The 26,630-nt window shown below is 37.7% G+C and carries 31 protein-coding genes and 1 pseudogene; 20 read left to right on the forward strand and 12 right to left on the reverse strand.

Annotation, left to right across the window (positions count from 1 at the left end; translation table 11 throughout):
• Positions 1 to 15: 15 nt before the first annotated feature.
• Complete coding sequence (locus tag M3225_RS11090; protein ID WP_251393309.1) at positions 16 to 513, reverse strand: GNAT family N-acetyltransferase; 498 nt, start codon at positions 511 to 513, stop codon at positions 16 to 18.
• 268 nt (positions 514 to 781) lie between these two features.
• Here M3225_RS11090 and M3225_RS11095 point away from each other — a divergent pair, with 268 nt between their 5' ends.
• Both M3225_RS11095 and M3225_RS11100 read left to right on the forward strand, forming a co-directional pair.
• Positions 782 to 2,272, forward strand: coding sequence for a sensor histidine kinase (locus tag M3225_RS11095; RefSeq protein WP_251393310.1), 1,491 nt, complete (start codon positions 782 to 784; stop codon positions 2,270 to 2,272).
• A complete protein-coding gene (locus tag M3225_RS11100) occupies positions 2,250 to 2,933 on the forward strand; it encodes a response regulator transcription factor (protein WP_033579157.1) in 684 nt (227 codons plus the stop codon). Before M3225_RS11095 ends, M3225_RS11100 begins: the two co-directional genes overlap by 23 nt.
• A 319-nt stretch (positions 2,934 to 3,252) precedes the next feature.
• Here M3225_RS11100 and M3225_RS11105 read toward each other — a convergent pair whose 3' ends face one another.
• The gene (locus M3225_RS11105; RefSeq protein WP_251393311.1) at positions 3,253 to 4,872 is read right to left on the reverse strand and encodes a SulP family inorganic anion transporter; all 1,620 of its coding nucleotides are present in this window, start codon (positions 4,870 to 4,872) and stop codon (positions 3,253 to 3,255) included.
• Between the two features lie 16 nt (positions 4,873 to 4,888).
• The gene (locus M3225_RS11110; RefSeq protein WP_251393312.1) at positions 4,889 to 5,476 is read right to left on the reverse strand and encodes a beta-class carbonic anhydrase; all 588 of its coding nucleotides are present in this window, start codon (positions 5,474 to 5,476) and stop codon (positions 4,889 to 4,891) included.
• A gap of 248 nt (positions 5,477 to 5,724) precedes the next feature.
• Here M3225_RS11110 and M3225_RS11115 point away from each other — a divergent pair, with 248 nt between their 5' ends.
• The 4 genes from M3225_RS11115 to M3225_RS11130 all read left to right on the forward strand — a co-directional run bounded on the left by M3225_RS11115 (position 5,725) and on the right by M3225_RS11130 (position 8,581).
• A complete protein-coding gene (locus M3225_RS11115) occupies positions 5,725 to 6,387 on the forward strand; it encodes a hypothetical protein (protein ID WP_251393313.1) in 663 nt (220 codons plus the stop codon).
• 153 nt (positions 6,388 to 6,540) lie between these two features.
• The gene (locus tag M3225_RS11120) at positions 6,541 to 6,987 is read left to right on the forward strand and encodes a MerR family transcriptional regulator (protein ID WP_251393314.1); all 447 of its coding nucleotides are present in this window, start codon (positions 6,541 to 6,543) and stop codon (positions 6,985 to 6,987) included.
• Positions 6,957 to 8,129, forward strand: coding sequence for an MFS transporter (locus tag M3225_RS11125; RefSeq protein WP_308215731.1), 1,173 nt, complete (start codon positions 6,957 to 6,959; stop codon positions 8,127 to 8,129). The genes M3225_RS11120 and M3225_RS11125 overlap by 31 nt, the downstream gene beginning before the upstream one ends.
• Before the next feature lie 152 nt (positions 8,130 to 8,281).
• Entirely contained in the window at positions 8,282 to 8,581 is a 300-nt protein-coding gene (locus tag M3225_RS11130) for a TIGR04104 family putative zinc finger protein (RefSeq protein ID WP_028413131.1), read from the forward strand.
• Between the two features lie 32 nt (positions 8,582 to 8,613).
• Here the strand turns inward: M3225_RS11130 and M3225_RS11135 are convergent, their stop codons facing one another.
• Entirely contained in the window at positions 8,614 to 9,813 is a 1,200-nt protein-coding gene (locus tag M3225_RS11135) for a multidrug efflux MFS transporter (RefSeq protein ID WP_251394384.1), read from the reverse strand.
• 499 nt (positions 9,814 to 10,312) lie between these two features.
• Between M3225_RS11135 and M3225_RS11140 the strand changes: the two are divergent.
• The 4 genes and pseudogenes from M3225_RS11140 to M3225_RS11155 all read left to right on the forward strand — a co-directional run.
• Positions 10,313 to 11,586 (forward strand): annotated as a pseudogene (locus tag M3225_RS11140) (alanine/glycine:cation symporter family protein); the annotation flags it as partial.
• A gap of 184 nt (positions 11,587 to 11,770) precedes the next feature.
• On the forward strand, positions 11,771 to 12,133 hold the full coding sequence (locus tag M3225_RS11145; RefSeq protein ID WP_071274061.1) for a YidH family protein: 363 nt from the start codon (positions 11,771 to 11,773) through the stop codon (positions 12,131 to 12,133).
• 283 nt (positions 12,134 to 12,416) lie between these two features.
• Positions 12,417 to 13,256 carry a YihY/virulence factor BrkB family protein gene (locus M3225_RS11150; RefSeq protein WP_251393315.1) on the forward strand — a complete coding sequence of 280 codons (840 nt, stop codon included), beginning with the start codon at positions 12,417 to 12,419 and terminating at the stop codon, positions 13,254 to 13,256.
• A 110-nt stretch (positions 13,257 to 13,366) separates the two neighbouring features.
• Positions 13,367 to 13,837: a DUF523 domain-containing protein gene (locus tag M3225_RS11155; RefSeq protein WP_251393316.1), complete on the forward strand. Its 471-nt coding sequence runs from the start codon at positions 13,367 to 13,369 to the stop codon at positions 13,835 to 13,837.
• A 47-nt stretch (positions 13,838 to 13,884) separates the two neighbouring features.
• Here M3225_RS11155 and M3225_RS11160 read toward each other — a convergent pair whose 3' ends face one another.
• Both M3225_RS11160 and M3225_RS11165 read right to left on the reverse strand, forming a co-directional pair.
• Positions 13,885 to 15,054, reverse strand: coding sequence for an MFS transporter (locus tag M3225_RS11160; protein WP_251393317.1), 1,170 nt, complete (start codon positions 15,052 to 15,054; stop codon positions 13,885 to 13,887).
• Positions 15,055 to 15,158: 104 nt separating this feature from the next.
• Entirely contained in the window at positions 15,159 to 15,917 is a 759-nt protein-coding gene (locus tag M3225_RS11165; protein ID WP_251393318.1) for a TrmB family transcriptional regulator, read from the reverse strand.
• 223 nt (positions 15,918 to 16,140) lie between these two features.
• Here M3225_RS11165 and M3225_RS11170 point away from each other — a divergent pair, with 223 nt between their 5' ends.
• Complete coding sequence (locus M3225_RS11170) at positions 16,141 to 16,368, forward strand: hypothetical protein (RefSeq protein ID WP_251393319.1); 228 nt, start codon at positions 16,141 to 16,143, stop codon at positions 16,366 to 16,368.
• 32 nt (positions 16,369 to 16,400) lie between these two features.
• Here the strand turns inward: M3225_RS11170 and pssA are convergent, their stop codons facing one another.
• Complete coding sequence (gene pssA / locus M3225_RS11175; RefSeq protein WP_251393320.1) at positions 16,401 to 16,892, reverse strand: CDP-diacylglycerol--serine O-phosphatidyltransferase; 492 nt, start codon at positions 16,890 to 16,892, stop codon at positions 16,401 to 16,403.
• Between pssA and M3225_RS29900 the strand changes: the two genes are divergently transcribed.
• From M3225_RS29900 to M3225_RS11190, 3 genes are all read left to right on the forward strand, one after another.
• Positions 16,819 to 17,229: a MarR family winged helix-turn-helix transcriptional regulator gene (locus M3225_RS29900; protein WP_374109817.1), complete on the forward strand. Its 411-nt coding sequence runs from the start codon at positions 16,819 to 16,821 to the stop codon at positions 17,227 to 17,229. The genes pssA and M3225_RS29900 overlap by 74 nt on opposite strands.
• Positions 17,222 to 17,563 carry a DUF3147 family protein gene (locus tag M3225_RS11185; RefSeq protein WP_374109818.1) on the forward strand — a complete coding sequence of 114 codons (342 nt, stop codon included), beginning with the start codon at positions 17,222 to 17,224 and terminating at the stop codon, positions 17,561 to 17,563. The genes M3225_RS29900 and M3225_RS11185 overlap by 8 nt, the downstream gene beginning before the upstream one ends.
• A gap of 67 nt (positions 17,564 to 17,630) precedes the next feature.
• Positions 17,631 to 18,326, forward strand: a complete 696-nt coding sequence (locus M3225_RS11190) for an SAM-dependent methyltransferase (protein WP_251393322.1) — start codon at positions 17,631 to 17,633, stop codon at positions 18,324 to 18,326.
• A gap of 186 nt (positions 18,327 to 18,512) precedes the next feature.
• Here M3225_RS11190 and M3225_RS29550 read toward each other — a convergent pair whose 3' ends face one another.
• From M3225_RS29550 to M3225_RS11205, 3 genes are all read right to left on the reverse strand, one after another.
• On the reverse strand, positions 18,513 to 18,644 hold the full coding sequence (locus tag M3225_RS29550) for a hypothetical protein (RefSeq protein ID WP_013057274.1): 132 nt from the start codon (positions 18,642 to 18,644) through the stop codon (positions 18,513 to 18,515).
• A 92-nt stretch (positions 18,645 to 18,736) separates the two neighbouring features.
• Complete coding sequence (locus M3225_RS11200; RefSeq protein ID WP_251393323.1) at positions 18,737 to 19,633, reverse strand: hypothetical protein; 897 nt, start codon at positions 19,631 to 19,633, stop codon at positions 18,737 to 18,739.
• Positions 19,634 to 19,780: 147 nt separating this feature from the next.
• Positions 19,781 to 20,254 carry an Hsp20/alpha crystallin family protein gene (locus tag M3225_RS11205; RefSeq protein ID WP_251393324.1) on the reverse strand — a complete coding sequence of 158 codons (474 nt, stop codon included), beginning with the start codon at positions 20,252 to 20,254 and terminating at the stop codon, positions 19,781 to 19,783.
• A 70-nt stretch (positions 20,255 to 20,324) separates the two neighbouring features.
• On the opposite strand from M3225_RS11205, the gene M3225_RS11210 reads away from it, so the two are divergent.
• Complete coding sequence (locus M3225_RS11210; RefSeq protein ID WP_013057271.1) at positions 20,325 to 20,564, forward strand: hypothetical protein; 240 nt, start codon at positions 20,325 to 20,327, stop codon at positions 20,562 to 20,564.
• Positions 20,565 to 20,668: 104 nt separating this feature from the next.
• Here M3225_RS11210 and M3225_RS11215 read toward each other — a convergent pair whose 3' ends face one another.
• Both M3225_RS11215 and M3225_RS11220 read right to left on the reverse strand, forming a co-directional pair.
• The gene (locus tag M3225_RS11215) at positions 20,669 to 20,902 is read right to left on the reverse strand and encodes a hypothetical protein (protein ID WP_013057270.1); all 234 of its coding nucleotides are present in this window, start codon (positions 20,900 to 20,902) and stop codon (positions 20,669 to 20,671) included.
• Between the two features lie 12 nt (positions 20,903 to 20,914).
• A complete protein-coding gene (locus tag M3225_RS11220) occupies positions 20,915 to 21,145 on the reverse strand; it encodes a hypothetical protein (protein WP_251393325.1) in 231 nt (76 codons plus the stop codon).
• A gap of 188 nt (positions 21,146 to 21,333) precedes the next feature.
• On the opposite strand from M3225_RS11220, the gene M3225_RS11225 reads away from it, so the two are divergent.
• The 5 genes from M3225_RS11225 to M3225_RS11245 are packed head-to-tail and all read left to right on the forward strand — an operon-like array spanning position 21,334 to position 26,615.
• Positions 21,334 to 22,338 (forward strand): XdhC family protein, encoded by a 1,005-nt coding sequence (locus tag M3225_RS11225; RefSeq protein WP_251393326.1) that lies wholly within the window; start codon positions 21,334 to 21,336, stop codon positions 22,336 to 22,338.
• A 2-nt stretch (positions 22,339 to 22,340) separates the two neighbouring features.
• Positions 22,341 to 23,060, forward strand: a complete 720-nt coding sequence (locus tag M3225_RS11230; RefSeq protein WP_251393327.1) for an NTP transferase domain-containing protein — start codon at positions 22,341 to 22,343, stop codon at positions 23,058 to 23,060.
• Positions 22,984 to 25,314: a xanthine dehydrogenase family protein molybdopterin-binding subunit gene (locus tag M3225_RS11235; protein WP_251393328.1), complete on the forward strand. Its 2,331-nt coding sequence runs from the start codon at positions 22,984 to 22,986 to the stop codon at positions 25,312 to 25,314. Before M3225_RS11230 ends, M3225_RS11235 begins: the two co-directional genes overlap by 77 nt.
• The gene (locus M3225_RS11240; protein WP_251393329.1) at positions 25,301 to 26,134 is read left to right on the forward strand and encodes an FAD binding domain-containing protein; all 834 of its coding nucleotides are present in this window, start codon (positions 25,301 to 25,303) and stop codon (positions 26,132 to 26,134) included. The genes M3225_RS11235 and M3225_RS11240 overlap by 14 nt, the downstream gene beginning before the upstream one ends.
• Position 26,135: 1 nt before the next feature.
• Entirely contained in the window at positions 26,136 to 26,615 is a 480-nt protein-coding gene (locus M3225_RS11245; protein WP_308215732.1) for a (2Fe-2S)-binding protein, read from the forward strand.
• Positions 26,616 to 26,630: the final 15 nt, after the last annotated feature.

Consider the following 26,630-nt stretch of genomic DNA (forward strand, 5'->3'; position numbering starts at 1 on the left):
TTGGTGCTCGTTTACTTATATAGAAGGAAGACGTTCCCAACCGTATGCTTCGTCTTCAACTTTAGTTTCTCCAAACTGACTTGTACGATTCAAGATTTTTTTACCGCCTAATTTCTTATAAAACTGAGTGGCTTTCTCATTTTTCTTCATAGCCCAAATAATCATAGACGTATATTGCTGATCAGCAAATTCCTTTACTGAATGAGAAAACAGAAGATGACCAATTCCTTGGTTTTGCGCTTCTTTGCAAACGTACAGCGCGTATATTTCAGCACTGGACAAATGAGGTTTGCCTGCTGAAAAGCCGGCAATTTCTCCTTGTTCATCGATAGCGAGCAAAATAAAATGAGAAGGCTCGTTAAGAAAAAGGGACCATTTTTCTGCACTTTGTTTATAAGACAAGTTTTTTAAATAAGCAGCAGGTACTAACCCTTTGTATGTAATGCGCCAGCTGTCTACGTATAAACGGGCAATAGAAGGGATGTGAGAGGAAGTAGCTTTAATAACTTTCATTAAAAAGTCTCCTTTTTTGGAATATTAAGTATAGTATAACTTTCAGCCTAAGAATATTATGAAAAATAGATCGTAATTTCCTAGTAATTCATAAAATGGTAAAAAAGGTGGTGTTCATTCTCACTCTATCACGGTAAAGTGAGAATATACATTTGTTTTTATTGTTTTAATTTTTGCTATATGTATAATGTCTAACGATCTATTTGTTATTCACCTTTACTAGTCTATCAAATAGTTCTGTTAAAGCCAAAGGGGCATGGGGTAAGTAATGTCAATTAAGCTGCGTTTTATTTTAACGTATATCAGCATTGTGTTTGTCTTTATTATTTTGCTTTTTTTATCGGGCTTTCTCATTTTCTTCTCCATTACTGGAGACGCCGATTTTGTAAGAAAGCTGTACAGTCACTCCTATGAGTATAAATTGTTAACGCCAGAAGAAGAAAATGCATTCTTAGATTTAAAGTTACTGAGTGAAAAAAAACCAGAACAGCTGCTGCGGCCGGAGACGGTTAAAAAATATGAATTTGAAAATATTGATATTGTGATTCAAAAAAACACAGAGGTTGTATATGCTTCAGAATCCATTAAAGGAGAAAACCTTCGTAAATACTTGCCAAAGCATCAAAAAAGTAAAGGAAATCATTCGTACCAGCAGGACATGCTGCGCATAGGCAAGCAGTATTTTACATATATCAACCTTGATTTTCCTTTCTCGAATCAAGAAAAAGGAAGCATTTACGTTTTGCGAAAAATCAGCCCTTATGTAGGCATTATTAATCGAATTTTTCCTTTTTTAATCTTTCTACTATTAATCTTAGTGATTGTTATTATCGGATTTTTAAACTACCTTGTTTCAAGAAGCATTATTAAACCTATTCGTGAATTAAAAGAAGCGGCTGAAAAAATAAAACAAGGTGATCTTCACTTTGAGATTTCTGCTAATTCAAAGGATGAAATAGGCGAATTAACACAAGCTTTTGAAGAAATGAGGCAAAAACTAAAGTCTTCTGTTGAACTGCAGATTCAATATGAAGATAATCGAAAGCAGCTGCTTTCAAGTATTTCACACGATTTACGGACTCCTATTACATCCATTGTAGGATATGTAGAAGGAATTCAAGATGGAGTAGCTAATACGCCGGATAAGCTTTCTAAATATTTGTTAACGATTTCAACAAAAGCAAAAGACATGAACGCGTTAATCGATGAGCTATTTTTATTTTCTAAGTTGGATTTACACGAAATTCCATTTGTATTTAAAAAACTTAATATTTCTGCTTTTATGGAAAGTTATGTGCAAGAGCTTCAGTTTGAAATGAGCGAACACGATATTGATGTTTTGTTCTCCAATGATTCTCTAACCACACTGTATGCAAAGGCAGATGCTGAGCAGCTGCGAAGAGTTTTAATAAATTTAACAACCAACAGTATTAAATTTATGGATAAAGAAAGAAAAAGAATCGATATCGTTCTTTCCGCTACCGAAAGCGAACTCATTATTGAAGTGAAAGATAACGGTGCAGGGATTTCACCGGAAGCATTAGCGTATATTTTTGATCGGTTTTATCGAGCAGAACAGTCCCGGAATAGCAATACTGGAGGAAGTGGACTTGGACTAGCCATTGCAAAACAAATTGTTGAACGCCACGGGGGAGACATCTGGGCACTAAGTAAACTTGGCGAAGGAACAAGTATTTTCTTTTCTTTGCAAAAAATGAATGAAAATGGTGATACACATGAAGAAGATATTATTAATTGAAGATGAAGTAAGTATTGCTGAATTGCAAAGAGATTACCTGGAAATTAATGATTTTGAAATAGACGTTCAATATAGTGGTGATAAAGGGTTAGAAAAAGCGTTAAATGAACATTTTGATCTGATTATTTTGGATATTATGCTCCCTAAAGTGAGTGGGTTTGAAGTGTGTAAGCAAATTCGAGCTGCAAAAGATATTCCAATTATTTTAGTATCAGCTAAAAAAGAAGAAATTGATAAAATTAGAGGGCTTGGGCTAGGTGCAGATGATTATATTACCAAGCCATTCAGTCCAGGGGAGCTAGTCGCAAGAGTCAAAGCGCATTTAGCGAGATATGAAAGACTCTCTGATAAGCAAGAAAAGCGCATGATTCGCATTCATGGCTTAGCGATTGATACCCTTGCTAGAAGAGTATTTGTGAATGACAAAGAAGTGTTTTTTACAGCGAAGGAATTCGATTTGCTGAAGTTTATCGTTTCTCATCCAAATCAAGTATTAAGTAAAGAACATCTATTTGAAAAAATTTGGGGATTTGATTCTTCAGGAGACATTTCAACCGTAACGGTTCATATTCGAAAACTCAGAGAAAAGTTAGAAGAAAACCCAGCAGATCCTCAATACCTAGAAACGGTATGGGGAGCAGGGTATCGGTTCAATATTTAAAAAAAGAGATTGAGACATAACTAAATCAGTCCAATCTAAAGACGAATAAATGGAATAAATGAACTAATAGGAATCACTGGTTACACCGCTGTTGATTTCCTTGCAAGACTTCGCTTTCCACGGGCGGCCGATGAGCCTCCTCGTTCCTTACGCTCCTGCGGGGTCTCATCTATTCTGCTTTTCCCTCAGGAGTCTTCGCCTTGCCCTCCCATCAACAGCTAGAAGTAACTAAACACATGAAATCTACGTTCACCGTAACAATGAAAAAGATCCGAACGATTCATCGTTCGGATCTTCCTTCAACTAAAATACTTTTTTATTACGTAGTAGCGATTCTATGACGAGCCTTAATCTTACTCACGGGTGGTTCGGAAGAAAATATGTTTTTTTCACCAATCTTATCATATAGACCAGTTGACTTTAACATTTCTTTCGGCTGGTGCTGTAAACCAGAAATAACGACTTGGCTATGTGAATCTTTCAAACGTTCTACAACCTTTGATAGTAAAGCTTCTCCAGATGTATCAATAAACGATACTTGGCTCATTCGAAGCAGCAGAACTTTCGGTTTCGCTTCAACAATGTTATCAAACGAATCTTCTATCACTTCGGCAGATCCAAAGAAAAGAGATCCTTGCATGGTATATTCCATGATCTCAGGTTTGTGTGCTTTTTCAGATGTATCAGCCAGAACCTTTGAAATCTTCAGCGATCCGCTCATTCGTTTCACAAACATCACGATAGCTAAAAGTAAACCTACTCCAACGCCTGTCGTTAAATCCATTAAAACAGTCAATAAAAACGTAGCTACAAGTACAAATGAATCAGCTGACTTGGTTTTTAAAATATGAGCAAATTCTTTACGCTCACTCATATTCCAAGCCACAAACATTAAAATAGGTGCCATACTTGCCAGCGGAATGTTTGATGCATAAGGAGCAAGCATCACAAGGACCAGTAAAACAACTAAGCCGTGTATGACCCCTGATAACGGAGAAGCTGCGCCGTTTTTGATATTGGTAGCTGTTCTGGCAATGGCACCAGTTGCTGGGATTCCGCCAAATAGCGAGGTAGCGATATTAGCAATTCCTTGGCCCACAAGCTCTTTATTGCTATTATGTTTGGTTTTGGCCATATTATCAGCAACAACAGCTGATAGGAGAGATTCAATACCTCCAAGCATCGCAATTACGCAGGCAGCCGGAAATAGCATAACAATGTTATCCCATGTTAAATCTGGGAAGCTAAAAGATGGCAGTTTACTCGGAATAGCACCGTAAGTAGAGCCAATCGTTGCAACTTTGCCTGGGAACAGTGTAATGGCTACAAGTGTGGAGACAAGAAGACCTAGAAGAGCACCTGGAATTTTAGGTAAAAACTTTGGCGTCGTAATCACGATAGCCAAACAAATAGCGGCTATGATGACGCTGTAAATGTTAATCGTTGCAATTTTTCGTAGTATTTCAATCATATTTAAATGAAATTCCTCATGTTTTGCAATTCCTTTTAATCCTAAAAAGTTAGCGATCTGACCTGAGAAAATAATAATCGCAATTCCTGCTGTAAATCCAATTGTCACAGGGCGCGGAATAAACTTTATAAATTTTCCTAGCTTAAATATTCCGAGAAGCGTAATCATAATTCCAGCCATAAAGCCGGCAATAATGAGGTTCTCATAACCATATTGCATGACAACTCCAAGCAGCACCGGAACAAATGCACCTGTTGGACCTGCAATTTGAAATTTCGATCCACCTAATATTGAAACCATAATCCCTGCGATAATGGTTGTATAAATCCCGTATTCAGGTCTTACACCAGAAGCGATGGCAAAGGCCATTGCTAAAGGAATAGCGACGACCCCAACAACCAAACCGGCGATAATGTCTTTTTGAAGATGCCGTGCTGAATAGCCTTGAAAGCGATTATCTTTTAGCATTCAATAAAATCCTCCTTCATGAGCTTACGGTTTCAGTTGGGTCTTGAGAATAGCCGTTTACAACAACCTCAAGCTTTCCTGTTGAGGGATGAATAACCATTCCAGAAACAAGTACGTCTTTCGGTAGTAAAGGGTGGTTTCGAATCATATCCACACTGTTTTCGACACTATCTTCTACACACTCAAACCCAGTCAGCCATGCTTCTAAATCAATACCAGCATATTTTAGATTACTAATCTGTTCTGTGCTAATCCCTCTTTGCTCAGCAGAGGCTAAAATAGCTTCAGCTTTCATGCCCGTCATTCCACATTCATGATGACCGATGACACATACTTCATCAGCTTGTAGCGCGTAGACGGCAACTAAGATACTTCTCATGACGCTGCCAAAGGGATGTGAGATAACAGCTCCGGCATTTTTAACTATTTTTGCATCTCCATTTTTTAGCCCCATGGCTTTAGGAAGTAATTCTAACAAACGTGTATCCATACAAGTTAAGATTACTATTTTTTTGTTAGGAAATTTGGATGTTTGAAAAGCCTCAAATTGATTGTTTGTTACAAATTTTTCATTAAACTTTAAAACTTCAGATAGACAAGTCATTGTTTTCCTCCTGCGTCATTTATTTTTAACTTATTTTTTAGTCTAAAGATAAAGTTTAAAAACGAACTAAATAAAATATTAAAACTTTCTTAAAATATTCAGAAAAAACTTGTAAATAAATCAAAATTATATGCGTGAAATTATGTAAGCGTATTCTTTCTTTGTTTTCATGCGAAATAGGAATTATATGTTAAAATGATACAAAGTTGGAATTGTTTGAAAGAATGGTAGAGAGGAGGAAGGAAAAAGTGAAGGCTCTTATAGCAATAGGCATTATTTTCTGTTGTTTGGTAGGGTGTAGTTCTAATGCTCAAGTCACCAACGAACAAGAAATGGCGGAGAATATTCAAGAATTATTTGCAAAAAAAGGTGTAAGCTCAGTGGATGTATCGAAGTTAAGTGATTTTAAATGGGAAAAAGGATATTTATTGACAAACAAAAGCAAGAAAGTCGACGTGGAAAAACTTGTAAACGAACCGGTCAGTGAAGAAGTGATGAAAAAACTATCTGCTACTGATCAAATGCTTGTGTTTGTACACGAAGGAGAAGTTGTCCGGTATGTAGAACTACCGCAAAATCTCATAAAATATGATAAAAACCAATTTGAATTTTCGTTTTCTCATTCTGAACTAAAATTTAATAAGAAAAGGGAGGGCAAGCCTATAAAAGCAGGAGATAAAACATTAAGTTCAGAAGATGCTTTAACTGTTGAATCAATTATGAAACAAATCCAATGGAAAAAAGCTGATTATAGCATCGCTCTTGACCCTGATATACAGCTTACTTATGGAGGCGTGGTATACAATGTAAGGTTCACCTCCGAGAGTGCTGAACTTACTTCTAAAAAAAGAGGGGTATACGGTAAAATAACAGGAGAAACAGCACAGCAGCTATATGAAATATTGATGTAACCTATTGATTTTTCAATAGGTTTTTTTGTGCACATATTCTTTTAATTTACATAAAATGTCTTGATTGTATTGACATTAACGTTAACGTTAATCTATAATAGTAATACATAGTTAACGTTAACGTTAATGTTAGAGGGAGGTGAAGGGGAAAACATGTATCTAATCGATGACGTGACGAAAATGACCGGTTTGACCAAGCGTGCTCTTCGGTATTATGAAGAGATTGGACTCATTTTGCCCCCGCAGCGTACAAAAGGAAATGCACGAATTTATTCGGAAGAAGAGGTAAAGGAACTAAGAAAAGTAGCAGAAGCAAAAGAAGTTCTCGGTTTTTCTTTACAGGAACTGCAGCAGTTTATGTCGTTGAAAAGAATGATTGAAGAAAGAAGTGAGCAGCAAGGATTATCAGCGAAAGAGATAACTCAAATAGAAAATTTGCTGGAAAATCAAATCAAGATGATTGAATTTAAAGTTGTTAAAATGCAGGCATTTAAAACAGAATTAAAGGAAATGCGAGAATCTGCTATGGCAATACATGAAAAAACAAAAACAAAAGGAGAGATGAAAGAGTGGAAGGACAGCATTCAAATAACCGATTAGGTCAAATTATTACGGTAGTAGCTACTTTTTTAGCATTTATGGGAATTGGGGTAGTAGATCCGATTTTACCGGAGATTGCTAAGCAAATTGGAGCTTCTCATTGGCAAGTAGAAATGTTATTTACTTCTTATTTATTAATGATGGCTATCATGATGATTCCAGCAGGGATCTTAGCATCACGTGTAGGAGACAAGCGTTTGATGGTAACAGGACTTATCATTGTGACGATTTTTGCAGCGCTATGCGGGTTTTCTAACAATATTCCTCAGCTTTCTATTTTCCGAGCAGGTTGGGGACTTGGTAATTCTTTTTTCTTTGCAACAGCTATGACGTTGCTTATTGCATTATCAGGTGAAGTGAAAAAAGCAGTAGGATTATATGAAGCTGCGATTGGTTTGGGAATGGCCGGGGGACCGCTTGTAGGAGGCGTGTTAGGAAATGCTTCTTGGAGATGGCCATTTTTCGGTACAAGTGCTTTAATTTTTATCGCCTTTATTTTAGTGTTAACAATTGTTAAACAGCCTACAAGCACTAAGCCTCGTAAAGCAGCAGGTTTTAAAGACATGGTTAAGCTCTATAAATTAAAACCATTTACTCAAGGCGCTGTATCAGGCATGCTTTATTACTATGGATTCTTTACAGTGTTAGCTTATACGCCGCTTATTCTATCTATCGGAGCTCTTCAAATTGGCTTTGTTTTCTTTGGATGGGGATTATGTTTGGCTTATGGCTCAGCGGTTTTAGCACATCAGTTAGAAAAAAGACATCAGCCAAAACAAGTGTTACATGTTAGCTTAATTGTTTTTTCACTTATTTTAATTTGTTTATTTGCATTTGATGCAACATGGTTGCGCATTGTTTTAATTATGGCAGCAGGTCTTGTATCAGGACTTAATAATGCGTTATTTACCAGTTATGTAATGGAAGTATCTCCTTATGAACGAGGAATTACATCTGGAGGATATAATTTCTTAAGATGGTTAGGTGCAGCGTTTGCTCCTTTATTATCAGGGGTTATCGGCAATGCCGTAGCGCCTCAAGCGCCTTTTCTCGTAGCAGCGATTCTTGGATTGCTAGCTTTTGTTATTATGGTTATAAAAGTAAAAACAACTTCTCAAACGAATGAAGCTGTATCTAAATAAACGTTGAAATAAAAGGCTTTTTCCTGCAAAAAGCCTTTTATTTTATTTTGTGTTATAATAGTAAAAACGTTTTTAATAATAAAAATGAAACTCTTTACCAACTTGTACGTATACTTTATATGTACATAAATCTTTTTAGGAGCGTGATGCCCATGGCCACCTGTCAAAATTGTAATCATAAATGGAACTGGAGGACAACCTTTAAACAACTGTTAACATTTAGAAACGTTTTAGAATGCCCACACTGTGACAAACAACAGTATATCTCTGCAAAATCCCAAAAGCGATTATCAATCTACTCATTTGCACCTCTTATTATTTGGCTTATTCTCTCACTATTTGACTTTTCCTTTCCATCCATTGTTGTCGCGGAGCTTATTTTCTTCATAGCAGCGGTTATTATGATGCCACTTTCTTATGAAGTAAGCAGCGAAGAAGAACCCTTGTGGTAATAAAAAAACCTTCCGTTAAAACGGAAGGTTTTTTATGCGGTTTTACCGTCTAGCTGTGGTCCGTGATGGCGCTGATAATACACCCACCCAGCGTTCAATAGTAGAAGAACACTAGTTGTTAAGAATACGTAAGGAATACCTTTAGCTCCGGCAATTTGTCCTCCAATGACTGGCCCAGCTAAATTCCCGAAGTATTGCGCTGTTTGATTATAGCCAAACATTTTACCTGTAATAGAGTCCGGCACAATTTTCTTTAAATAAGAATTAATAGAAGGTAATAATCCTCCCATTGCAAAACCGAGTAAAAAACGCAGTAAGAATAGCTGCCAAGTACTATGCACAAAGGCCTGCAAGCCGCAAATAACCGCTACGATAAGCAAGCATATTTGAAGTACATTTTGAGGACCCACGCGATCGCTGACTTTGCCAAGTCTTGATGCAGCTAAAATGTTTGAAATTCCTGTTGCCGCCACGACAAAGCCTGAAATAAGGGCAAGGTGATCGGTATGGGTAGACAGTTGTTTTACATACAGTGTAACGATTGGCTGAATAGCCATAACCGCAAGCTGCAGTAAAAAAGTTGTAACAAATACACCAATGACGGCCTTTGAATTCTTAAGAGACAGTAACCCAATGTTAGATTCTTTAGTCGTTTTCACCGTCTCTTTTTTGTCTTCTTGAATTAAATTTACAATTAAAAAAGACAAAAACATAAATGCACCCGTCACGAAAAAGACGTGGCGTAACCCAATTGTATCTCCTAAGTAGCCGCCTACTAGCGGTCCTAATAAAGATCCTGATACAGCCCCTGTAGACAACGTACCTAATGCTTTACCGCTGTGCTCCTTAGGTGTTTGAGTAGCTACTAACGTAATGGCTGCAGAGATGAAGCCGGAAACGGCCCCCATTAAAAAGCGCAGTCCGACAAGCTGATAGACATTTTGCACAAAACCGATAGAAGTCATAACAATTGCCATGCCTAAGCTTGCGCGAAGGAGCATAAGCTTTCGCCCATATTTATCGGCCAAACTCCCCCATAAAGGAGAAACAATAGCGGCCATTAAAAAAGTAGCTCCAAACGCAATACCAGCCCACCTGCTGATGGAGCTTGTATCGTGAACTCCCAGCTTTTCAATATAAAGCGGTAAAAACGGAATAACTAAACTCATCCCGGCTGTGGTGCAAAAAGAACCGAACCAGCAAATGTACAAGTTTCGTTTCCATAATTCCATTCTATTTCCTTCTTTCGTTGTGCCGCATGGTGTGAAAACAACAAAAGAGCGAAACCATACGGCCTGCTCTTTTAGCATACATGCAGCATCTTTTTATCAGTTTAAATTATACCATATATCAGAAATGTTTAAAATTAAAATGATTCACTTAGTGAACTATTAGCAAAAAGTGAAAATAGAAAGATGTACTGTTTTTACGTTCGGCTTAGAACATAAGGTGACCCTTGGTTCACTCATTACCTTATGCTGTAACAGTAGGAATTATGTAAAGAACTCACGCTGCATCAAAAAACGTGTCAGATAAGGTGTCCAAATATACGTTGTGTCCGCAAATGTTGTCTATTTATTAAATAATGTGTAAAACAATCTGAAAAAAAGAGTGGATTTTCTGTTTTTTAACTTCATATTAAAACTATGTTCTCATTATTCATAATGTGCAGAGTGTTTTAAGGAGGAATTCATATTGGAGCAGATGATTAGTACAATAAGTGAAATGATTTTAACACTTGCTTTATCAGGAGGCGTAGGAGTTGGAAATATTGCGGGAGTTGCAACAGCAATTGCATTCGGTGGTCCAGGAGCAGTTTTTTGGATGTGGTTTATTGCTTTTATAGGTTCAGCTAGTGCGTTTATTGAATCAACACTTGCTCAAATTTATAAAGTAAAAGATAAAGGAGAATATCGTGGTGGGCCTGCTTATTATATTGAAAAAGGCATGGGGAAGAAGTGGTACGCCCTGATTTTCGCTTTTGCAGCATTACTAGCTATGAGTGTACTTGGACCAGGAGGGCAAGCAAATTCAATTACAGCAGGGCTAAATAATGCATTTTCAATTCCGCCTTTAACGTCTGGAGTTGTACTTGTTGTTATTTTAGGATTAATTATTTTTGGAGGAGTTAAGCGTATTGCTGCTGTGGCACAATATGTCGTTCCGTTTATGGCCATTGGATATGTTCTTGTTTCGTTAGTGATTATCGAATTGAACATTCAAGCTTTACCAGAAGTCCTTGCTTTAATCTTTAAAAGTGCTTTTGCACTTGATTCCACGTTCGGCGGAATTATTGGCATGGCCATAGCTTGGGAGTCAAGCGAGGTGTTTATTCAAATGAAGCGGGTCAAGGTACAGGAGCTCACCCCGCGGGAGCAGCGGAAGTATCACATCCTGCCAAGCAAGGTTTGGTACAAGCTTTTTCGGTTTATATTGATACGCTGCTTGTATGTTCTGCTACTGCCTTTAGGATTTTAATTACAGGTTCTTACAGTATCCAAGGGCCAGATGGTTCGTTCATTGTGGATCATTTAAAAGGAGTGGAAGCCGGTCCTGAATATATGCAGCAAGCAGTTGAGACGGTGCTTCCTGGGTTCGGGTCAGGATTTTCAGCTGTTTCTCTCGTGTTTTTCGCCTTTACTACGATTATGTCACAGTATTATATTGCGGAAACGAACTTAGCTTACGTGATGAAAGGCAAACAAAATAAAATAGTATCCATGTTCCTTAAGGTAGCTCTTTTAGCCACTACTTTATACGGATCTATCCGAACAGCTGAAACTGCATGGGCATTAGCAGACATTGGAGTTGGAATAATGGTTTGGCTCAATCTAATTGCAATTTTAATTTTAGCTAAGCCTGCTTTAATAACCTTAAAAGATTATCGCGAGCAGAGAAAACAAGGGATAGACCTTATCTTTTCTCCTGGGAAATTAGGAATTCAAAACGCTGATTATTGGGACAAGGAATATCAGCATGAGCAAGATAAAGAAAATGTTTCATAAATCCAAAAAGCCAACTGGAGTTATCCGGTTGGCTTTTTTGGTTTATGAAGAAGCTATTTTGACCGCTTGAAGATGGTAATGATTCGTTCTTTTCGGATATAATGTGGCGTGAAGCGTCCTCAATTTATTTTCGTTTGAGCATTTATTCATAATATAAGACATATAAAGGGACGGTGGTATGTACATGACTAAAAAAGAAAATGAATCCATTTATATTCAACAGCATTTAGCAAATGAACGAACGTATTTAGCATGGATTCGAACATCTATTGCTACACTTGGTATTGGGTTTGTTGCAGGCGGTCTGCATTTCAATTCCGGAAAAAAATTAAGTGAAGCAGCCGATACTCTTATTATTGCTGTCATCATCTTTTCTTTAGCTGCAAGTGCAGGTTTGCTTCTTTTTTCAACCTATCATTATTTTTCAACCCGCAAAAAAATTAACAGCCAAACGTATCAATCTTCTCACGCTTTGGTTATTTTTGTTTCCATGATCATGCTGATGCTGATCGGCGCTCTTATTTTTTACTTTTTTAACATAGCGTAAAAAAGTTTAACATGTAAGAAAAAAGGGAAAGCAGTCCCAAAGAATTTACGGTTTTATGAAAGAAAAAGAAGATCCATTGATATGGTGGTAATGGCAGATGTAACTATAATGATATCTTCTTTTATGAACCGGCTGTATGATTTTACAGGTTAAATTCTTTGTTAACCGCAGATAATGGAAAAGGAAAGCTTTATAAGCCGAAACTTATCCAATACATGTTGAACATAAAAATTGAATATGAATTTCACTACAGGATGAAGCGAAAGTAAAGGAGAACGCTGTTATGATTCAAACATCTAAGACCGTTGCCGCTCGTTTTTTTACGGAGCGTTTCTTTGATCAGGCTGCTCAAACAGCCTACTATTTTTTGTTATCTTTTGTACCGTTTATTATCTTTCTTTTTTCTCTGCTGAGTTTCTTTCCAATCGATACAAACAATTTGCTGGTATTTATTGAACCATTTACGCCTAAAAGCGCCTACGACGTAATTGAACGGTCAATTGAAACAGTTAATAATAGCGGGAAAAAAGTTTTATCTTTTAGTTTATTAGCGACTTTTTGGCTCGCATCTATGGCTATACAATCTTTGGTTCGCTCGTTAAATGATGCGTATCATATTCAAAGAAAACAAACGTTTTTACGCGGTTTAATTAATGATTTAATTTTGACTTTTGGTTTTATGGTTGTGGTAGCTATTTCATTGTTTGTACCAATTATTGAAGAAGTCATTCGACATTTGGTGCTAACAAAAGTGCAGGTCCCTGATATATGGTTTCAAAGCTGGACGACGATTAGATGGGGAATTGGAACATTATTTTTATTGGGCTTTTTTATTCTTTTTTACAAACTGATGCCAAGTGCAAGAGTAACGTGGAAAGATATACTTCCAGGAGCTGTTTTCTCCACATTGGGGTGGCAAGTTGTATCTACCGGATTTGGATACTATGTCCAGTTTGGAAGCTACTCGCAAATCTATGGTCAGCTTGGAAGTATTATTATTCTAATGGTATGGTTTTATTTAACGGCCGCTATTTTATTAATTGGTGGTTTGATAAACGGTAATAAGTTCATCAAAACCTACCGAAATACAAATTCAAACGTAAGGAATGACGGAGATAAATAGCGAGAGTCAAAGCGCGATTTCGAATAGAGAACAAAAGGTAAACACTTCCATTCATCCTACATTCTTTGTATGATGAATGAGAAGTGTTTTTTTATGGAAGGGAGAATTCTATGATTTTGGTTAGTTCTTGTTTAGCAGGCCAAGCGTGCAGATACAACGGAAGCAGTGCCTTGGTTGAGGAGATTGAAACGCTCATTCAAAATAAAGAAGCGATGATGATGTGTCCGGAACTGTTAGGTGGATTTTACACGCCTCGAGAACCGGCAGAAATCATAAAAGGAACAGGAATAGACGTAATAAATGGAAGCGCGCGGGTTGTTGAACTATCAGGAAAAGACGTCACGGATGTATACATAGACGGGGCCTACAAGGCACTGAGCATCGCAAAAGAGGTAAAAGCTACTATTATTGTGTTAAAAGAAAACAGTCCTTCATGCGGAAGTGAACAAATATATAACGGAACATTTTCAGGTGCTAGAATAATCGGTGAAGGGGTAACGACTGCTCTGTTAAGAAAGCATGGTTTTATCGTCATGTCCGAATCTCAATTTGCAGCTAAAATGTATTCAGAACAATCATAATCACAAAAAGAGCGTACACCGTGTGTGTACGCTCTTTTTCTAAAAGCTTATTTACTGTGAAGCGTATCTGCTGTGCTTTCTGTTCGTGTTACGGCATAAAGAGAGCAGAAAAGACCGAGCAAGACAAAAATAGAACCGACCCAGCCGTTATAAATAACAGAGTATTGATTAACGACAATTCCTCCAACATAGGAGCCGATCGCAATTCCTACGTGTGAAATCGCTGCATTAGTGCTGATTAAAATATCCGACGTTTCGCGTGCACTATGAATAATTAAATTGCTTTGAGCCGGTGAGACCGCCCAGCTGAGCGCACTCCAAATAATCATAAGAAGCAAGAACACAACAAATGGAAAATGAACGCCAAAAGGCATAGCAATCATGCTAACAAAAAAGAGAGCAATCATGGTGATAACAGACGAAGAAGGGTTCCATCTATCAGAAACAGCTCCTCCAAGTCCTCCTCCTGCCACTGCAGCAAGACCGAAAATCCCATAAATAATGGTCACCATCGTTGTATTTAGTCCTAGCGTTTCTTGTAAAAATGGTGTGAAGTACGCATAAAGCGTTAAATGGCCCGCCAGTACAAATAATGTTGCTAGGTGAATAGCGAGCATTTTTTTATTGCGTAAAGCTTTTATCTGAGTTTTTAAGGGTACAATTGGAGCGGGAGCTAGACGTTCCATTGTAAACCAAACGGTAACCATAATAACGGCAGTCAAAATCGCAATCATAACAAATACTTGACGCCAGCCAAGCGCATTTCCAATCAAAATACCAAGAGGAATGCCTAAAACAAGTGAGCCGCTAATTCCCATAAATACAACGCCAATTGCTCTGCCTTGATATTCAGGCTTTACCATTCTAGAAGCCATTGTGGTAGATAGCACAATGATAAAAGAGCCGCTCGCAGCAGCGAGAATACGCCCGATCAATAGCATATAATAACCCGAACTGTAGGCTGAAAATACATTGCTCAATAAGAAAATAAATAATGTCCACATATATACTTTTTTACGCTCTATCTTGGCCGTCACATTTAGTAAAATCGGCGCAGACAAGGCATAAACAAATGAATAAATAGAGATTAAATAACCTGCTTTTGCTAATGATACATGAAATGCATCAGCAATTAAGTCTAAGATGCCTCCTAGAATTAATTCGACCGTTCCAACAACAAAGGAAGCAATCGCAAGTATGTAAACTTTTTTATTCATCAAAAAACCCCCTCTTCAAAAAGTTACAACTAGAATAGTAACCTTTTTCGAATGGAATTTCAATAGATAATTAAAAAAAGGTTACTAATGAATTAGTAACCTTTTTAATAACGCAGTCGAGTAAGCAGCTCCATGATCTCAGAATCTTGAAGAAGCTGCTCTTGATATTTCTTTGTGATATGGGTAAGTGCGACGTCATGATAAAAGAAATCAGCGAAAACTTTTACAAGCGGCTGCGACATGGTTTTAATTGCTTTCCATGTGTCATGTTCAATGCCGGCAAATAAAAGGTAAGCATCGTCAACAATAATCAACTGCGACGGCTCAAGTTTTTTATGGTCATCTATTGGATTTAATGTATGTAAATGTTTGAGGGCAGTCTGCAAGTTTCCTATGGTTAAGACCTCGACGTTCACGCCTTTTTTCTCTTTTTCTTCTAGCAATAAGCGGTAATGTTCCAACTCATCATTCCAAGCCGATAAAATAATAGAAGATTCCGCTTCATGAATCAATTGTTCAATGTGAGCAGAAATAGAAGATTTATCTTTTAAACTCCAAATATGATCATCTGTAAACGTTTTTTTAATTTTATATGTTTTTAATTCATTGATGTCACTTTCAAAATCAGCAGTAAGTTTTTGAATGACGGTTTGAAGAGCTACCGCTGAATAAAGTTTCTTTTTCCCGGACAATGTATTCACTACAATGCCTTTATCGATTAAACGATTAAGCACTTCATAAATTTTTGCTTTTGGAACATGTGAATACGTGACAATCGAACTAGCATCCAGCGGGCCATCATTTGCAAGCAGCGCTTCATATACTTGACTTTCATACTGAGAAAAACCAAATTTTTGCAGCATAATTCTCTATTCATCATCCTTTCTTTTTTAAGTATATCACGGTTTGTAAAAGTGTTACTAATTGTATCAGATATAAAAAATCTTATTAAACTATGTTCTAAATAATCATTAAAGATAAAATAAGCTATTAAAGGATCTTTACTACAGTAAAAATATTTTTAACCATATATTTTCTATACTAAAACACTCATCATTGGGTAAAGAAAAGAAAGAGGTGAAAAAAATGAAGAAAAATGAAAAACTACTGTTGAAAAAAATGAACATGAAACAGCAAAGAGAAGTTGCTGCTCAGCTTGAAGATGTATTGGATTCCTTACTGTCCCTTGAAGAAAAATTATGCTCAGCACCTGATAATAGCGAGTGGCTTTCTTTACAAGCTCAGCTTGAAAAAAGAGAACATGAGCTGAAATTCAAGCATAAAATGCTGTGGGAAGAATGGATAGCACTATAAAAGACAGGCATTTTGTCTGTCTTTTATTGCATCTAAATTTTCATTACCCGAATAGGACTAACCATCAAAATAGCTAAAATAATCATAAGGTAAGGGTTCACGTAATAAAACATGCCCAGCAGTGCGATAATTAGAGCTGGAAAAGGAATAGGCAGCCCTATAAAATAACCTATGGTTGGATTTGCACTAAATTTAGCTAACCTTAATGCGCCCATGCTTGGATAAATCATGAAGGCTAATACGGTTAGCCAAGAGTGGGGAGAAAGAGTATGAAATAAGATTGCAGGCGCTACGCCAAAGCTTATAATATCAGCTAAAGAATCTAGCTCTACACCAAATTCACTATTAACTTTTAGCTTTCTCGCAATTTTGCCGTCAAATAAATCGAAAAAAGCGGCTAGAAAAATAAAAAGAGCAGCTAAGCGTTCGTAGCTGTTCATATTAAAGGCTATGGAAAATACGCCGCTTAGCAAATTTCCAATTGTAAAGAGATTCGGAACCCATTTTAACAGTCGAAGAATCAATGTAATACAACCGCCTTTCACAGTGTGTACAGTTAGTGTAACTGTTAAATCGTATTATTATGTGAGATGCGCGGATTATTTAATTATTTCACATAATACGGCATCTGAACATGTAAAGAGAAGTATCGAGAAAGGATATGTGTATAAAAATAGAGACATACAGGATGAAAGAAAAGTAATTCTGCATTTAACAGAAGCAGGAAAAGACATATTAAAACGGAATTCAAGCTTGGACGAAGAAAAAGTATCAGCTATTTTACGTGAAATGACAGCATCTGAAAAACAGCTGATTCAACAGGCTTTTCAGTTATTAAGCGAGCGTGCAAAACATGTATAGTATCATCAAAATTTTAATGTCGGCTCTTAGTATTGCAGGGATAACAGAAATGGCCAAAAGATTTCCGACATACGGTGGAATTGTGGCTGCTCTTCCTATTGTGAGCTTACTAAGTATTGTTTGGTTATCAGTGCAAGGAGAAAAAAAGGAAGTGGTCAGTCAGTTTACACTCGGCGTTCTTTATGGACTGCCAGGCACTATTTTACTACTTGCTGTCGTCTATATTTGTTTAAAGAACTCACTTCATTTGTTTATGAGTTTATCCATAGGAGTTGTGTGCTGGGGCATGTTTTTAGTGCTTCAAAAGATAATGATTAAACTAATTACTACATAAACTATTGGAATTTAATCCAATTTTCTGTAAAATAAAGGTCTAAGTAAAAGATAGGAGCTGAGTAGAGTTGAGTTTAGCAGAGAAAAAGTTAGAAATTGACCGAGTTGTTTTTATCGGAAGAACGTTTGAAGAGTATAAGGCTATGTTTAATTTGAATGAAAAGCACTTAAAAGGAAAAAAAGTGTTAGATTGTGCTAGCGGAGCTTGTTCTTTTACTGCTCATGCCTTGCAGCAAGGTACGGCGGCTATTAGCTGTGATATTGCCTATAAATTTACGGCAGAAGAGCTTAAAAAAAAGGGAAGCCTGGATTTAATTCATACTATGGATCAAATGCAACACGTACAGGAGCAGTATGTGTGGAAGTATTTTTCGTCTATTGATCACTTAACTGAACATCGAAAAAGAGCATTAAGAGATTGTATCGCTCATATGAAAAAGAACCCCGAAGCCTATCAGTACGGAGCGCTTCCTAATCTGCCTTTTCAAAAGAATGAATTTGATTTAACGCTTTGTGCAAACTTTTTATTTATGTACAGCGATCGGTTAGATTATGCGTTTCATTTAGAGGCTTTAAAAGAACTGATACGCGTTACAAAAGAGGAAGTGCGCTTGTTTCCTTTAACGGATCTAAGCGGCAAGCTTTCTAACTATTTGCCGCAGCTATTAGAAGAGATTGCACCCCTAGTAAAAGGAACAGAAATAGCAGACACCCCGTATGAATTTCAAAAAGGCGCTAATCAAATGCTGAAGATATGTGTATAACAAATGTAATGAAAGCCGCTTTTATTTAAAGCGGCTTTTTAATGGCCAAACGTTTTTTAGCAGTTTGAGTATGTTTTGTTATTATTTCAGATCCAAGCGCTTTGGCCAAGCCGAACGAAGGCATATTCACATACACTGATTCATAATTCCATAAACAGGATAATAATCAATAAAAAAACGCGAGAGTTATGCACTCTCGCGTCTAAAAAAAGGTTTGTATTGCTGAACCATCATTTGCGAAGCAGCAATAAATAAAAAGATAAAGCCTCCACACATTAGCAACATGACAGCACCTATTCTCCATAAAAGCTTTGGCATCAGCATATCTCCTTTTTTGAAGTTATTACCTATAGTGTAAAGAATAGTTTAAGAAAATTCTAGTCATAACTAGACATAATTTTATGACTTCTTTAGATTGGCTCTTCCTTTGGATCATTTTCGTCAAAAATAGGAATTTCTGTATACGTTTCTTCTTTTTCGAAGGCGGAAGAAGGATGCTCTTTATCCTCTTGTGCAGACTTCGTTTTACCAGAAGAAATATCGGATTTAGCGTTTTTTAACTCTTCCATATCTTTTTGGATTTGGTCCGTAAAATCTTTTGGTATAGCTCCACTTCCGTATGTAGCTCCGATATTTAAAGCGCCGCCGAGCTCCTTAATACCAACTTGGCCAATATTATTGTTTTGTTCATATTTATCAAGAAAAAATTTATCAATATGAATAGTAGGAGGAGCATCTTCTAAGAGTGCGGATCTTTGATGAATCGCTTTTACTTCTTCTTGAAGAGCGGACGTTCGTTTTAGCATGTCCACCTGTACTTCAGTTAAAAGCGACATACTTTGCTCTAATGCTGAAACTCTTTCATCTAGTGCGGTCATTTTCTCGAGATAAGGAGCCATTTGTTTCTCTACAGATTGTTCTACTAAGCTAGTTATATCCGTATAAGGCACAGCTTCTTTCTTTTTATCGCGAGGGTTTTGCGTAGAGATAATTTGTTCCAATTGCGCTACTTTTTCTTTTAAAAAATGAAGCTGCTTAGCAGTCTCTCGCATGTCTTTTGTATATGATTGTTCTGTCTCTTTGTGAGCACTTCTTTGTGAAGATGAAGAATCGTTGGAAAGCGTGGGCTGAGCCTCTAGCTTTTTTTTGAGCATTATGAGAGAACCAACTTGCGGTTCGAGTTTTAAAAAACGGTTCATGTGAACTTCAAGCGTGTTAATGCGCTTGATTTGATGTTTGAAGTCCGCTAGCTCAGTGTGAAGATGTTGGTTAGTCTGCTTGGGTGTGAAAAATCCTTTCATAGACATTTCGCTTCTCCTCATCTTGGGCTTATTTCCGTTGTAGTCATAGTTAGATAAATACATATTGTGCCAGTTTGAAAATTAACATTAAATTTTTCACGTTTATAAATGCTTATGTGTAGCATTGAATTTCATTCGTAAAACTACTAATCCTTATTCAATATGAATACGTTCTTCTTGGAAAAACTGCCTGTGATAAGAAAGAATAAGCAGTCCATTTTCAAATTTCGCACGCAGATGATGCGCATCCGTAGGCTCTGGCAATTCAACAATTCGGTTAAAGTCTCCAGAGGGTCGTTCTTGTACAACCGGCTGCCCTGTGATGAGAGGGTGCGGTGAGCCTTTTAATAGAAGCCGGCTGCCTGAAACAGAAACGTGCAAATTTTCTTTTAGATAGCCAGGCAAGTCAGCGATAATAATGATTTCATGAGGGGTAACGTAAATGTCGACAGGTGGAAAATTACTTTTAGAAGCCTGAGGTGCCTGATATGAATCAGGAGCATTCATATCCATATTTTCTTTCATAAAGTCGTTAAAAGCAGTTTGATCAAAGACACCGTTCCAAAAGTCATTTGTTTGATATTTTTTAGCAAATTCCATCCACTGCATAAGTTTATCAAAGTCCATATGGTTTCCTCCTTACCACACATCATAAAAAGATGGAATTTGAATATAGTTTGAAAAGGGGGTGGTTTAAATGGCAGGTGCATCTATAAATATTAATATTTTAATGCTAAAGATAAATTCCTTTGAAAATGCGTCTGCAGTAAATATCGGACAGAATTTACTAGCAGACTGGAATAATTCAGATAAAAAAACACAGGGGTTTGGGCAAAATTTTGGTGATGATAGCGGCTTTATAGGAACGAGAAGCTGCGTTGATGATCGAGATCAAATTGATAGCCCATCATCTTTTCAAAAAGTGCCCATTTCATAGAAAGAGCCTAATAAATATAGCCAGTTCAGATGCAGGTTATATTTATTAGGCTTCCGATTGAATGCTGTTAGTCGTGGTGGTAGAGGTAGAGGAGATGAAGAAATTTATATTACGCTATTTTTAACTGAGTTTGAATCGTTTACATCTGAGTCTATAATCCATGAGAACGGAGTTACGTTCGGAGAAAAATCTCCGTTTGATTCTCCTAGTCCTTGATTACGTTTATAAGATACGAACACATCAAGCTGCTGATTAGGTCCTATGCTTAAAACGGATGAATTATCCAAAACGTTCACTTTGAAGGCTTGTAAGTTAATGACCATAGGCGAAAAAATCATATGGTTTCCTCCTTATTTATCATTTTTTGTTGCAAATGCATCCACATAATCATTATCTACAGTTTTTTGAGCAGATCCTGCTGAAAAACATTGATCAGCGAGCTGCTGTCCGAAGGCCTGATTTTTTTTTGCTGTGACATATCTTGTAACTTTTAACGTATTTCCAATAGAAATACTGCTTGCTTGATCAGCACTGCGAACGTTCAATTTTCCTAGGTTGATTTTTGTTGAGTCAAATAGCATACTATTCTCCTTTCTAAAAAGCGACAGTTCTTCTAAGTCTTTAAAAGCTTATTGTAGCTTCTTTGAAAATATGAATAATACATGGATTCATTCAGAGAGTAGAAGCGGTCTACTGTAGCGTATTGTAGTTCTGTATAAAACGTGAAAAGATTTTAAAAGCTCGGCAGGAAAAGGAGGAAATAATAAAAATGCACGATATTTTACATGCTGTAGAAACATCAACAGTAAAAAGTGTGTTGGCAACGATTGTTCATGTAGAAGGATCCTCTTATTTAAAAGAAGGAACGTCCATGCTGTTTCAAGAAAACGGGGAGAACATTGGGATGTTAAGCGCTGGTTGTGTAGAAGCAGATCTTGCTGAGCGCGTAAAAGAGTTGTTCCACACAGAGCACGTATTAACCGTTACGTATAATTTAAAAGAAGAAGGTGATGCAGGGTGGGGACAAGGAGCAGGCTGCAATGGAATACTTTATATTCTCCTAGAGCCTGTAAATGCGAGGATGAAGCAAAATCTTTTGCGGGTAAAACGTCATTTAGATAACCGAAATCCTGTTTTACATATTAAAAAATTAGATAAAAACTTTATTCAAACAACCTCTTTTTATGTAGAAAAGACGGGCGAAACATTTGGTGCAAATAGCGATGAATCATCTTTTGTAAAAGATGATTGGAATAGGGGAAAGAGCGGTATTCAATTTTTAAATTGCTCTCTACTCTCATATGTTCATCTATATAAACCGAAGCCTCGTTTAGTTATTTGGGGAGCAGGTACGGATGCAAAATACTTAGTATCACTTGCTGCCAATACGGGGTTTTTTGTTACCTTATGCGATTGGAGACCGGATTTATGTAATAAGGAGCATTTTCCACTAGCAGAGGAAATACATATTGGATTTCCAGAGGAAATAGACAAACAATTGTCCGTTCATAGCGATGATTTTGTTGTAATTATGACGCATAATTTTTATCGCGATCAAGAAATTCTGTCGCTATTAAAATCAAAATCTGTGAAGTATATAGGAGTTTTAGGACCCAAAAAGCGAACATTTCGACTATTGAATACCGATATCCCTCCCCAGATTCATTCCCCCGTAGGGCTTTCTATAGGAGCAGTAGGACCGCAGGAAATTGCCGTTAGTATTCTTGCTGAATTAATTCAAACCCTTCGAATGTATGATGGGAAAAAGGGATAAAAATGCCCAGTTTAAATATCGTTGCTGTTTATCTTGCCGCGGGAGCTAGTAAAAGGATGGGCAGCAATAAGCTGCTGCTGCCTTTAGGGAATGGATGTTTAGGTAGTAAAGCTTTACAAACCGCCGTTTGTTCAAAAGTGAATCATACGATAGTAGTAACAAAGAAAGGAGATCATCTTGAGTGGATTGACCCTATTCTTTTTTCAGAAGCATATCAGCAGAAGTGGAGTCATACTTCTTGTAGTAGCGCCTTAAAAGGTCAGTCTGCGTCTTTAAAATGCGGATTAAAAAAAGCAAAAAAATTAAGCGCTGATGCTATTATTGTGCTGCTAGCAGATCAGCCTCTTGTAAGTGACGTACTGATTGATACATTTGTTTCTCTGTTTGAAAAACATTCTTCCGTTCCGTTTATTTCATCTTTTTATCAAGGAATTGCCAGAGCGCCGGTTTTATTTTCAAAGCAAATGTTTTCAAGCTTGGATAAGCTGCAAGGAGATCAAGGGGCAAGAAAAATTATAAGACAAAACGGAACTGAAAATGGAATGTTTTACGAATGTACCGACGCTTCCCTTTTTATTGATGTTGATACAAAACAAGCGTATGAACGCGTTAAAAAGATATACAAAGAGAAACGAGGTGAAAAGAGTGGAGATCATTGGGAAAAGCGTTATTCGAAAAGATGCGTTGGAAAAAGTGACGGGTACAGCTCGATATACAAATGATTACAGTTTTAAAGGTTCCTTGCATGCCAAAATAGTAGTCAGTCCTTATGCTCATGCAAGGATTCAAGCAATAGACGTTCAAGCGGCGATTGCTACTCCCGGTGTTCACGCAGTTGTGACGGGTGAGCATTTGCCGTTAACTGGGGAAGGAGTTCGTGACCGGCGACCGCTTGCATTTGAAAAAGTGCGGTATCACGGAGAAGCCGTAGCGCTTGTAGTAGCAGAAACTCCTGCACTCGCTGAGCGTGCGGCGAGTTCTGTTCATATTCAATATAAGCCGTTACCTGTCGTTCATTCTCCTAGCGCGGCAGTTGAGCCTGATTCTCCTTTAGTGCATGAAAATATGCACATCTACAAGCATGATGAAACGGTGTATCCAGAGCCAGGGACCAACGTAGCTAACAGAGTTAAAATACGAAAAGGCAATATGGAAGAAGGATGGCGGAAAAGTGAGCTAGTAGTGGAAGAAACGTTTTCTCTATCTCCTTCTGATCACGCGGCAATGGAAACAAGAAGTGCTGCTGCTGAAATCCTTCCGAATGGATTAGTTAAAATTATCACTTCTTCTCAAGCTCCTTTTATGGTGAAAAAATTAATCAGTGAGTACTTTGAAATTGAAGCCGGAAAAGTGATTGTTGAAACACCGCTAGTAGGAGGAGGATATGGAGGAAAAGCGGCTGTCCAGCTAGAGCTGCTTGCTTATCTAGCTTCAAAGGCTGTTGGTGGAAGACTGGTTAAAATATTGAACACAAGAGAAGAAGATATGCTCACTTCGCCTGTTCACATCGGTCTAGACGCTAAAATTAAATTAGGTTGTTCTAAAGAGGGATTCTTGCAGGCTGCTGAAATTCTTTATTTGTTTGACAGCGGTGCTTATGCGGATAAAGGAACGGACTTAAGTAAAGCAGCAGCAGCTGACTGTACGGGACCTTATCGTCTTGAACATATTTTCTGTGATTCATTATGTGTATATACAAATCACCCTTACGCTTCCCCTTTTCGAGGATTCAGCCACTCTGAACTATTATTTGCATTTGAGCGCACGATGGACATCCTTGCTAAAAAAGCAGGTATAGATCCTTTGGAGTTTAGAGAAAAAAACGCTATTTTGCCGGGCGATACTACGCCTACACAAGTGCGTTTAACTTCTAGCAGCGTTGGTAACTTACCAGAATGTATTCGTCGCTTGAAGCAGCTAATGAAATGGGAAGAAGGACAGAGAATGGTTCATAAAAACGGCCTTATTTCTGCCAAAGGCATTAGCTGTGTCTGGAAAACTTCGACTATTGAAACGGACGCTGGTTCAGGTGTTATTCTAACATTCAATCCGGATGGAAGCGTGAATTTAATGTCTGGCGTTATTGAATTAGGCACGGGGACGAAAACAGTGCTCGCGCAAATCTTGGCTGAAAAATTGCAAATGCGCGTGGAACGTATTCATGTACGAATGGAAGTAGATACTCAAACGACTCCTGAACATTGGAAAACGGTGGCTAGCAGAGGAACATTTATGGCAGGAAGAGCGGTTTTAGCAGCCGCTGAAGATGTGATTAACCAATTAAAAAAGATAGCTTCTCGTATATTTCGAGCTTCTGAGGAAGATATCGAAATAAAAAATGAAAAAGTTTTTTTACGGGATGAGCCTGAGACCTCCTTGGACTTTAAAGAAATTGTGTATGGCTATAAATATCCGAACGGAAATGCAATTGGAGGGCAAATCATAGGGAGGGGCCACTATATTTTAAGAGGGATGACCTCCTTGGATAAAGAAACAGGAGCTGGGCGTCCCGGTCCTGAATGGACAGTAGCAGCTGAAGGAGTTGAAGTTGAATATAACCCTAGAACGTATAGATATCGTATTGTAAAAGCTATCTCTGTTATTGACATAGGAACCGTGTTAAACGAGAAAATGGCAAAAGGGCAAGTTATGGGTGCTATGAGTATGGGACTATCGTTTGCAGGTAGAGAAACATTTTGGTTTGATTCAAATGGCCGCATTTTAAACCCTCAGCTTCGGAAATATCGTCCTCTTCGCTACGGAGAGCATCCGGAGTACCTAGTAGATTTTGTCCATACGCCTCAATTAGATGCGGCGTACGGAGCTAGAGGAGTCGGAGAACACGGGCTGCTTGGTATGCCGGCTTCTTTAGGAAACAGCTTAACGGTGGCAGCAGAAACAGAATTAAATCAACTTCCGCTTATTCCAGAATTGATTTGGAGAATGAAAGAAGGGAATGCTGATGATTTCATTTGACTTTGAATATCACAAACCTGCCACCGTTTCGGAAGCAGTGGCCTTATTTCAAGAGTTAGAGAATCAAGGCAAACAGCCGCGTTATTATGCTGGAGGCACTGAAATTCTGACGTTAGGCAGATTGAATTTATTTGTTACCCATGCTGTCATTGATATAAAAAATATACCCGAATTTCACAAAGCAGAAGCTAATGAACATTGGATGATTTTTGGTGCAGGGGTAACGTTGACTGAACTGGAAGAGAAAAATTTGTTTCCTTTATTAAGTAAGTCTGCTAGCGAAGTGGCTGATCACACGGCTCGAAATAAAATAACGCTAGGAGGAAATATTTGTGGGCATATCTTTTATCGAGAGGCCGTATTGCCGCTGCTTTTAGCAGATAGTCAACTCGCAGTGGCAGGTCCTGGTGGAATAAACCTCTATTCGATTCACGATCTTTTCCACCGGCGTTTGCAGTTGAAAAAAGGAGAGCTGCTTGTTCAGATGTTTGCTGAAACAAAGTATGCTGACCTGCCATATATGAGTATAAAAGAGCGCCAGCAGTGGGATACAGGATATCCATTAGTTACAATAGCAGCTTTAAAAATAGAAGGAAACATTCGAGTAGCTTTCAGCGGAGTATGTTCGTTTCCTTTTCGCTCAGCTGAAATAGAAGAAGTGCTAAATCATAAAGAAACGCCATTGGAAGCTCGAATTCAAACTGCTCTTGAATATATACCCGCTCCGATTTTAAGCGATGGAGAAGGATCGGATCGATATCGCAAATTTGTGATTAAAAATTTATTGTTTGATATTTTTGCAGAGCTGGGAGGAACGTAATGTGCTAAGAGATGAACGGTATAGAATAACAATTAAGCTAAAGGTTAATGGTGAAGAAAAAATGATTGATATCCGAACAGCAGATACATTGCTTTACGTATTAAGAGAAAAGCTGGGCCTTACCGGAGCAAAACCAGGCTGTTTAAACGGAGACTGCGGAGCTTGTACAGTAGGGATAAATCAACGGCCAATGAAATCATGCCTCATGTTAGCGGCAGAAGCAGAAGAGAAAGAAATAATGACTATAGAAGGACTGAAGAGTTCACCTATGCAAAAAGCTTTTATTGAACACTTTGCTTTTCAGTGCGGTTATTGCACATCGGGTTTTATTATGAATGCTCATTTGCTTTCCAAACACCATCCTTCAGGCAGTGACGATATTATAAAGGAGTGGTTAGCTTCCAATATATGCAGATGTACAGGGTATAAAGAAATTGAAGACGCAGTAAAATCTGTTTTACACTTTTCGGAGCGCGAGTGAGGAAGGAAAAAGCAG

The organism is Priestia aryabhattai (assembly GCF_023715685.1).
Lineage (GTDB): Bacteria > Bacillota > Bacilli > Bacillales > Bacillaceae_H > Priestia > Priestia aryabhattai_B.

Coding starts and splice junctions, on each gene's coding strand:
- M3225_RS11105 (WP_251393311.1), bottom strand. CDS start 4,872: ATGCTAAAAGATAATCGCTTTCAAGGCTATTCAGCACGGCATCTTCAA.
- M3225_RS11220 (WP_251393325.1), bottom strand. CDS start 21,145: ATGCTATTTGACTCAACAAAAATCAACCTAGGAAAATTGAACGTTCGC.
- M3225_RS11200 (WP_251393323.1), bottom strand. CDS start 19,633: ATGTCTATGAAAGGATTTTTCACACCCAAGCAGACTAACCAACATCTT.
- M3225_RS11240 (WP_251393329.1), top strand. CDS start 25,301: ATGATTTCATTTGACTTTGAATATCACAAACCTGCCACCGTTTCGGAA.
- M3225_RS11170 (WP_251393319.1), top strand. CDS start 16,141: ATGAAGAAAAATGAAAAACTACTGTTGAAAAAAATGAACATGAAACAG.
- M3225_RS29900 (WP_374109817.1), top strand. CDS start 16,819: ATGGAAAATACGCCGCTTAGCAAATTTCCAATTGTAAAGAGATTCGGA.
- M3225_RS11155 (WP_251393316.1), top strand. CDS start 13,367: ATGATTTTGGTTAGTTCTTGTTTAGCAGGCCAAGCGTGCAGATACAAC.
- M3225_RS11130 (WP_028413131.1), top strand. CDS start 8,282: ATGGCCACCTGTCAAAATTGTAATCATAAATGGAACTGGAGGACAACC.
- M3225_RS11230 (WP_251393327.1), top strand. CDS start 22,341: ATGCCCAGTTTAAATATCGTTGCTGTTTATCTTGCCGCGGGAGCTAGT.
- M3225_RS11150 (WP_251393315.1), top strand. CDS start 12,417: ATGATTCAAACATCTAAGACCGTTGCCGCTCGTTTTTTTACGGAGCGT.
- M3225_RS11160 (WP_251393317.1), bottom strand. CDS start 15,054: ATGAATAAAAAAGTTTACATACTTGCGATTGCTTCCTTTGTTGTTGGA.
- M3225_RS11095 (WP_251393310.1), top strand. CDS start 782: ATGTCAATTAAGCTGCGTTTTATTTTAACGTATATCAGCATTGTGTTT.
- M3225_RS11185 (WP_374109818.1), top strand. CDS start 17,222: ATGTATAGTATCATCAAAATTTTAATGTCGGCTCTTAGTATTGCAGGG.
- M3225_RS11215 (WP_013057270.1), bottom strand. CDS start 20,902: ATGATTTTTTCGCCTATGGTCATTAACTTACAAGCCTTCAAAGTGAAC.
- M3225_RS11205 (WP_251393324.1), bottom strand. CDS start 20,254: ATGGACTTTGATAAACTTATGCAGTGGATGGAATTTGCTAAAAAATAT.
- M3225_RS29550 (WP_013057274.1), bottom strand. CDS start 18,644: ATGCCAAAGCTTTTATGGAGAATAGGTGCTGTCATGTTGCTAATGTGT.
- M3225_RS11165 (WP_251393318.1), bottom strand. CDS start 15,917: ATGCTGCAAAAATTTGGTTTTTCTCAGTATGAAAGTCAAGTATATGAA.
- M3225_RS11090 (WP_251393309.1), bottom strand. CDS start 513: ATGAAAGTTATTAAAGCTACTTCCTCTCACATCCCTTCTATTGCCCGT.
- M3225_RS11135 (WP_251394384.1), bottom strand. CDS start 9,813: ATGGAATTATGGAAACGAAACTTGTACATTTGCTGGTTCGGTTCTTTT.
- M3225_RS11110 (WP_251393312.1), bottom strand. CDS start 5,476: ATGACTTGTCTATCTGAAGTTTTAAAGTTTAATGAAAAATTTGTAACA.
- M3225_RS11210 (WP_013057271.1), top strand. CDS start 20,325: ATGGCAGGTGCATCTATAAATATTAATATTTTAATGCTAAAGATAAAT.
- M3225_RS11145 (WP_071274061.1), top strand. CDS start 11,771: ATGACTAAAAAAGAAAATGAATCCATTTATATTCAACAGCATTTAGCA.
- M3225_RS11120 (WP_251393314.1), top strand. CDS start 6,541: ATGTATCTAATCGATGACGTGACGAAAATGACCGGTTTGACCAAGCGT.
- M3225_RS11100 (WP_033579157.1), top strand. CDS start 2,250: ATGAAGAAGATATTATTAATTGAAGATGAAGTAAGTATTGCTGAATTG.
- M3225_RS11225 (WP_251393326.1), top strand. CDS start 21,334: ATGCACGATATTTTACATGCTGTAGAAACATCAACAGTAAAAAGTGTG.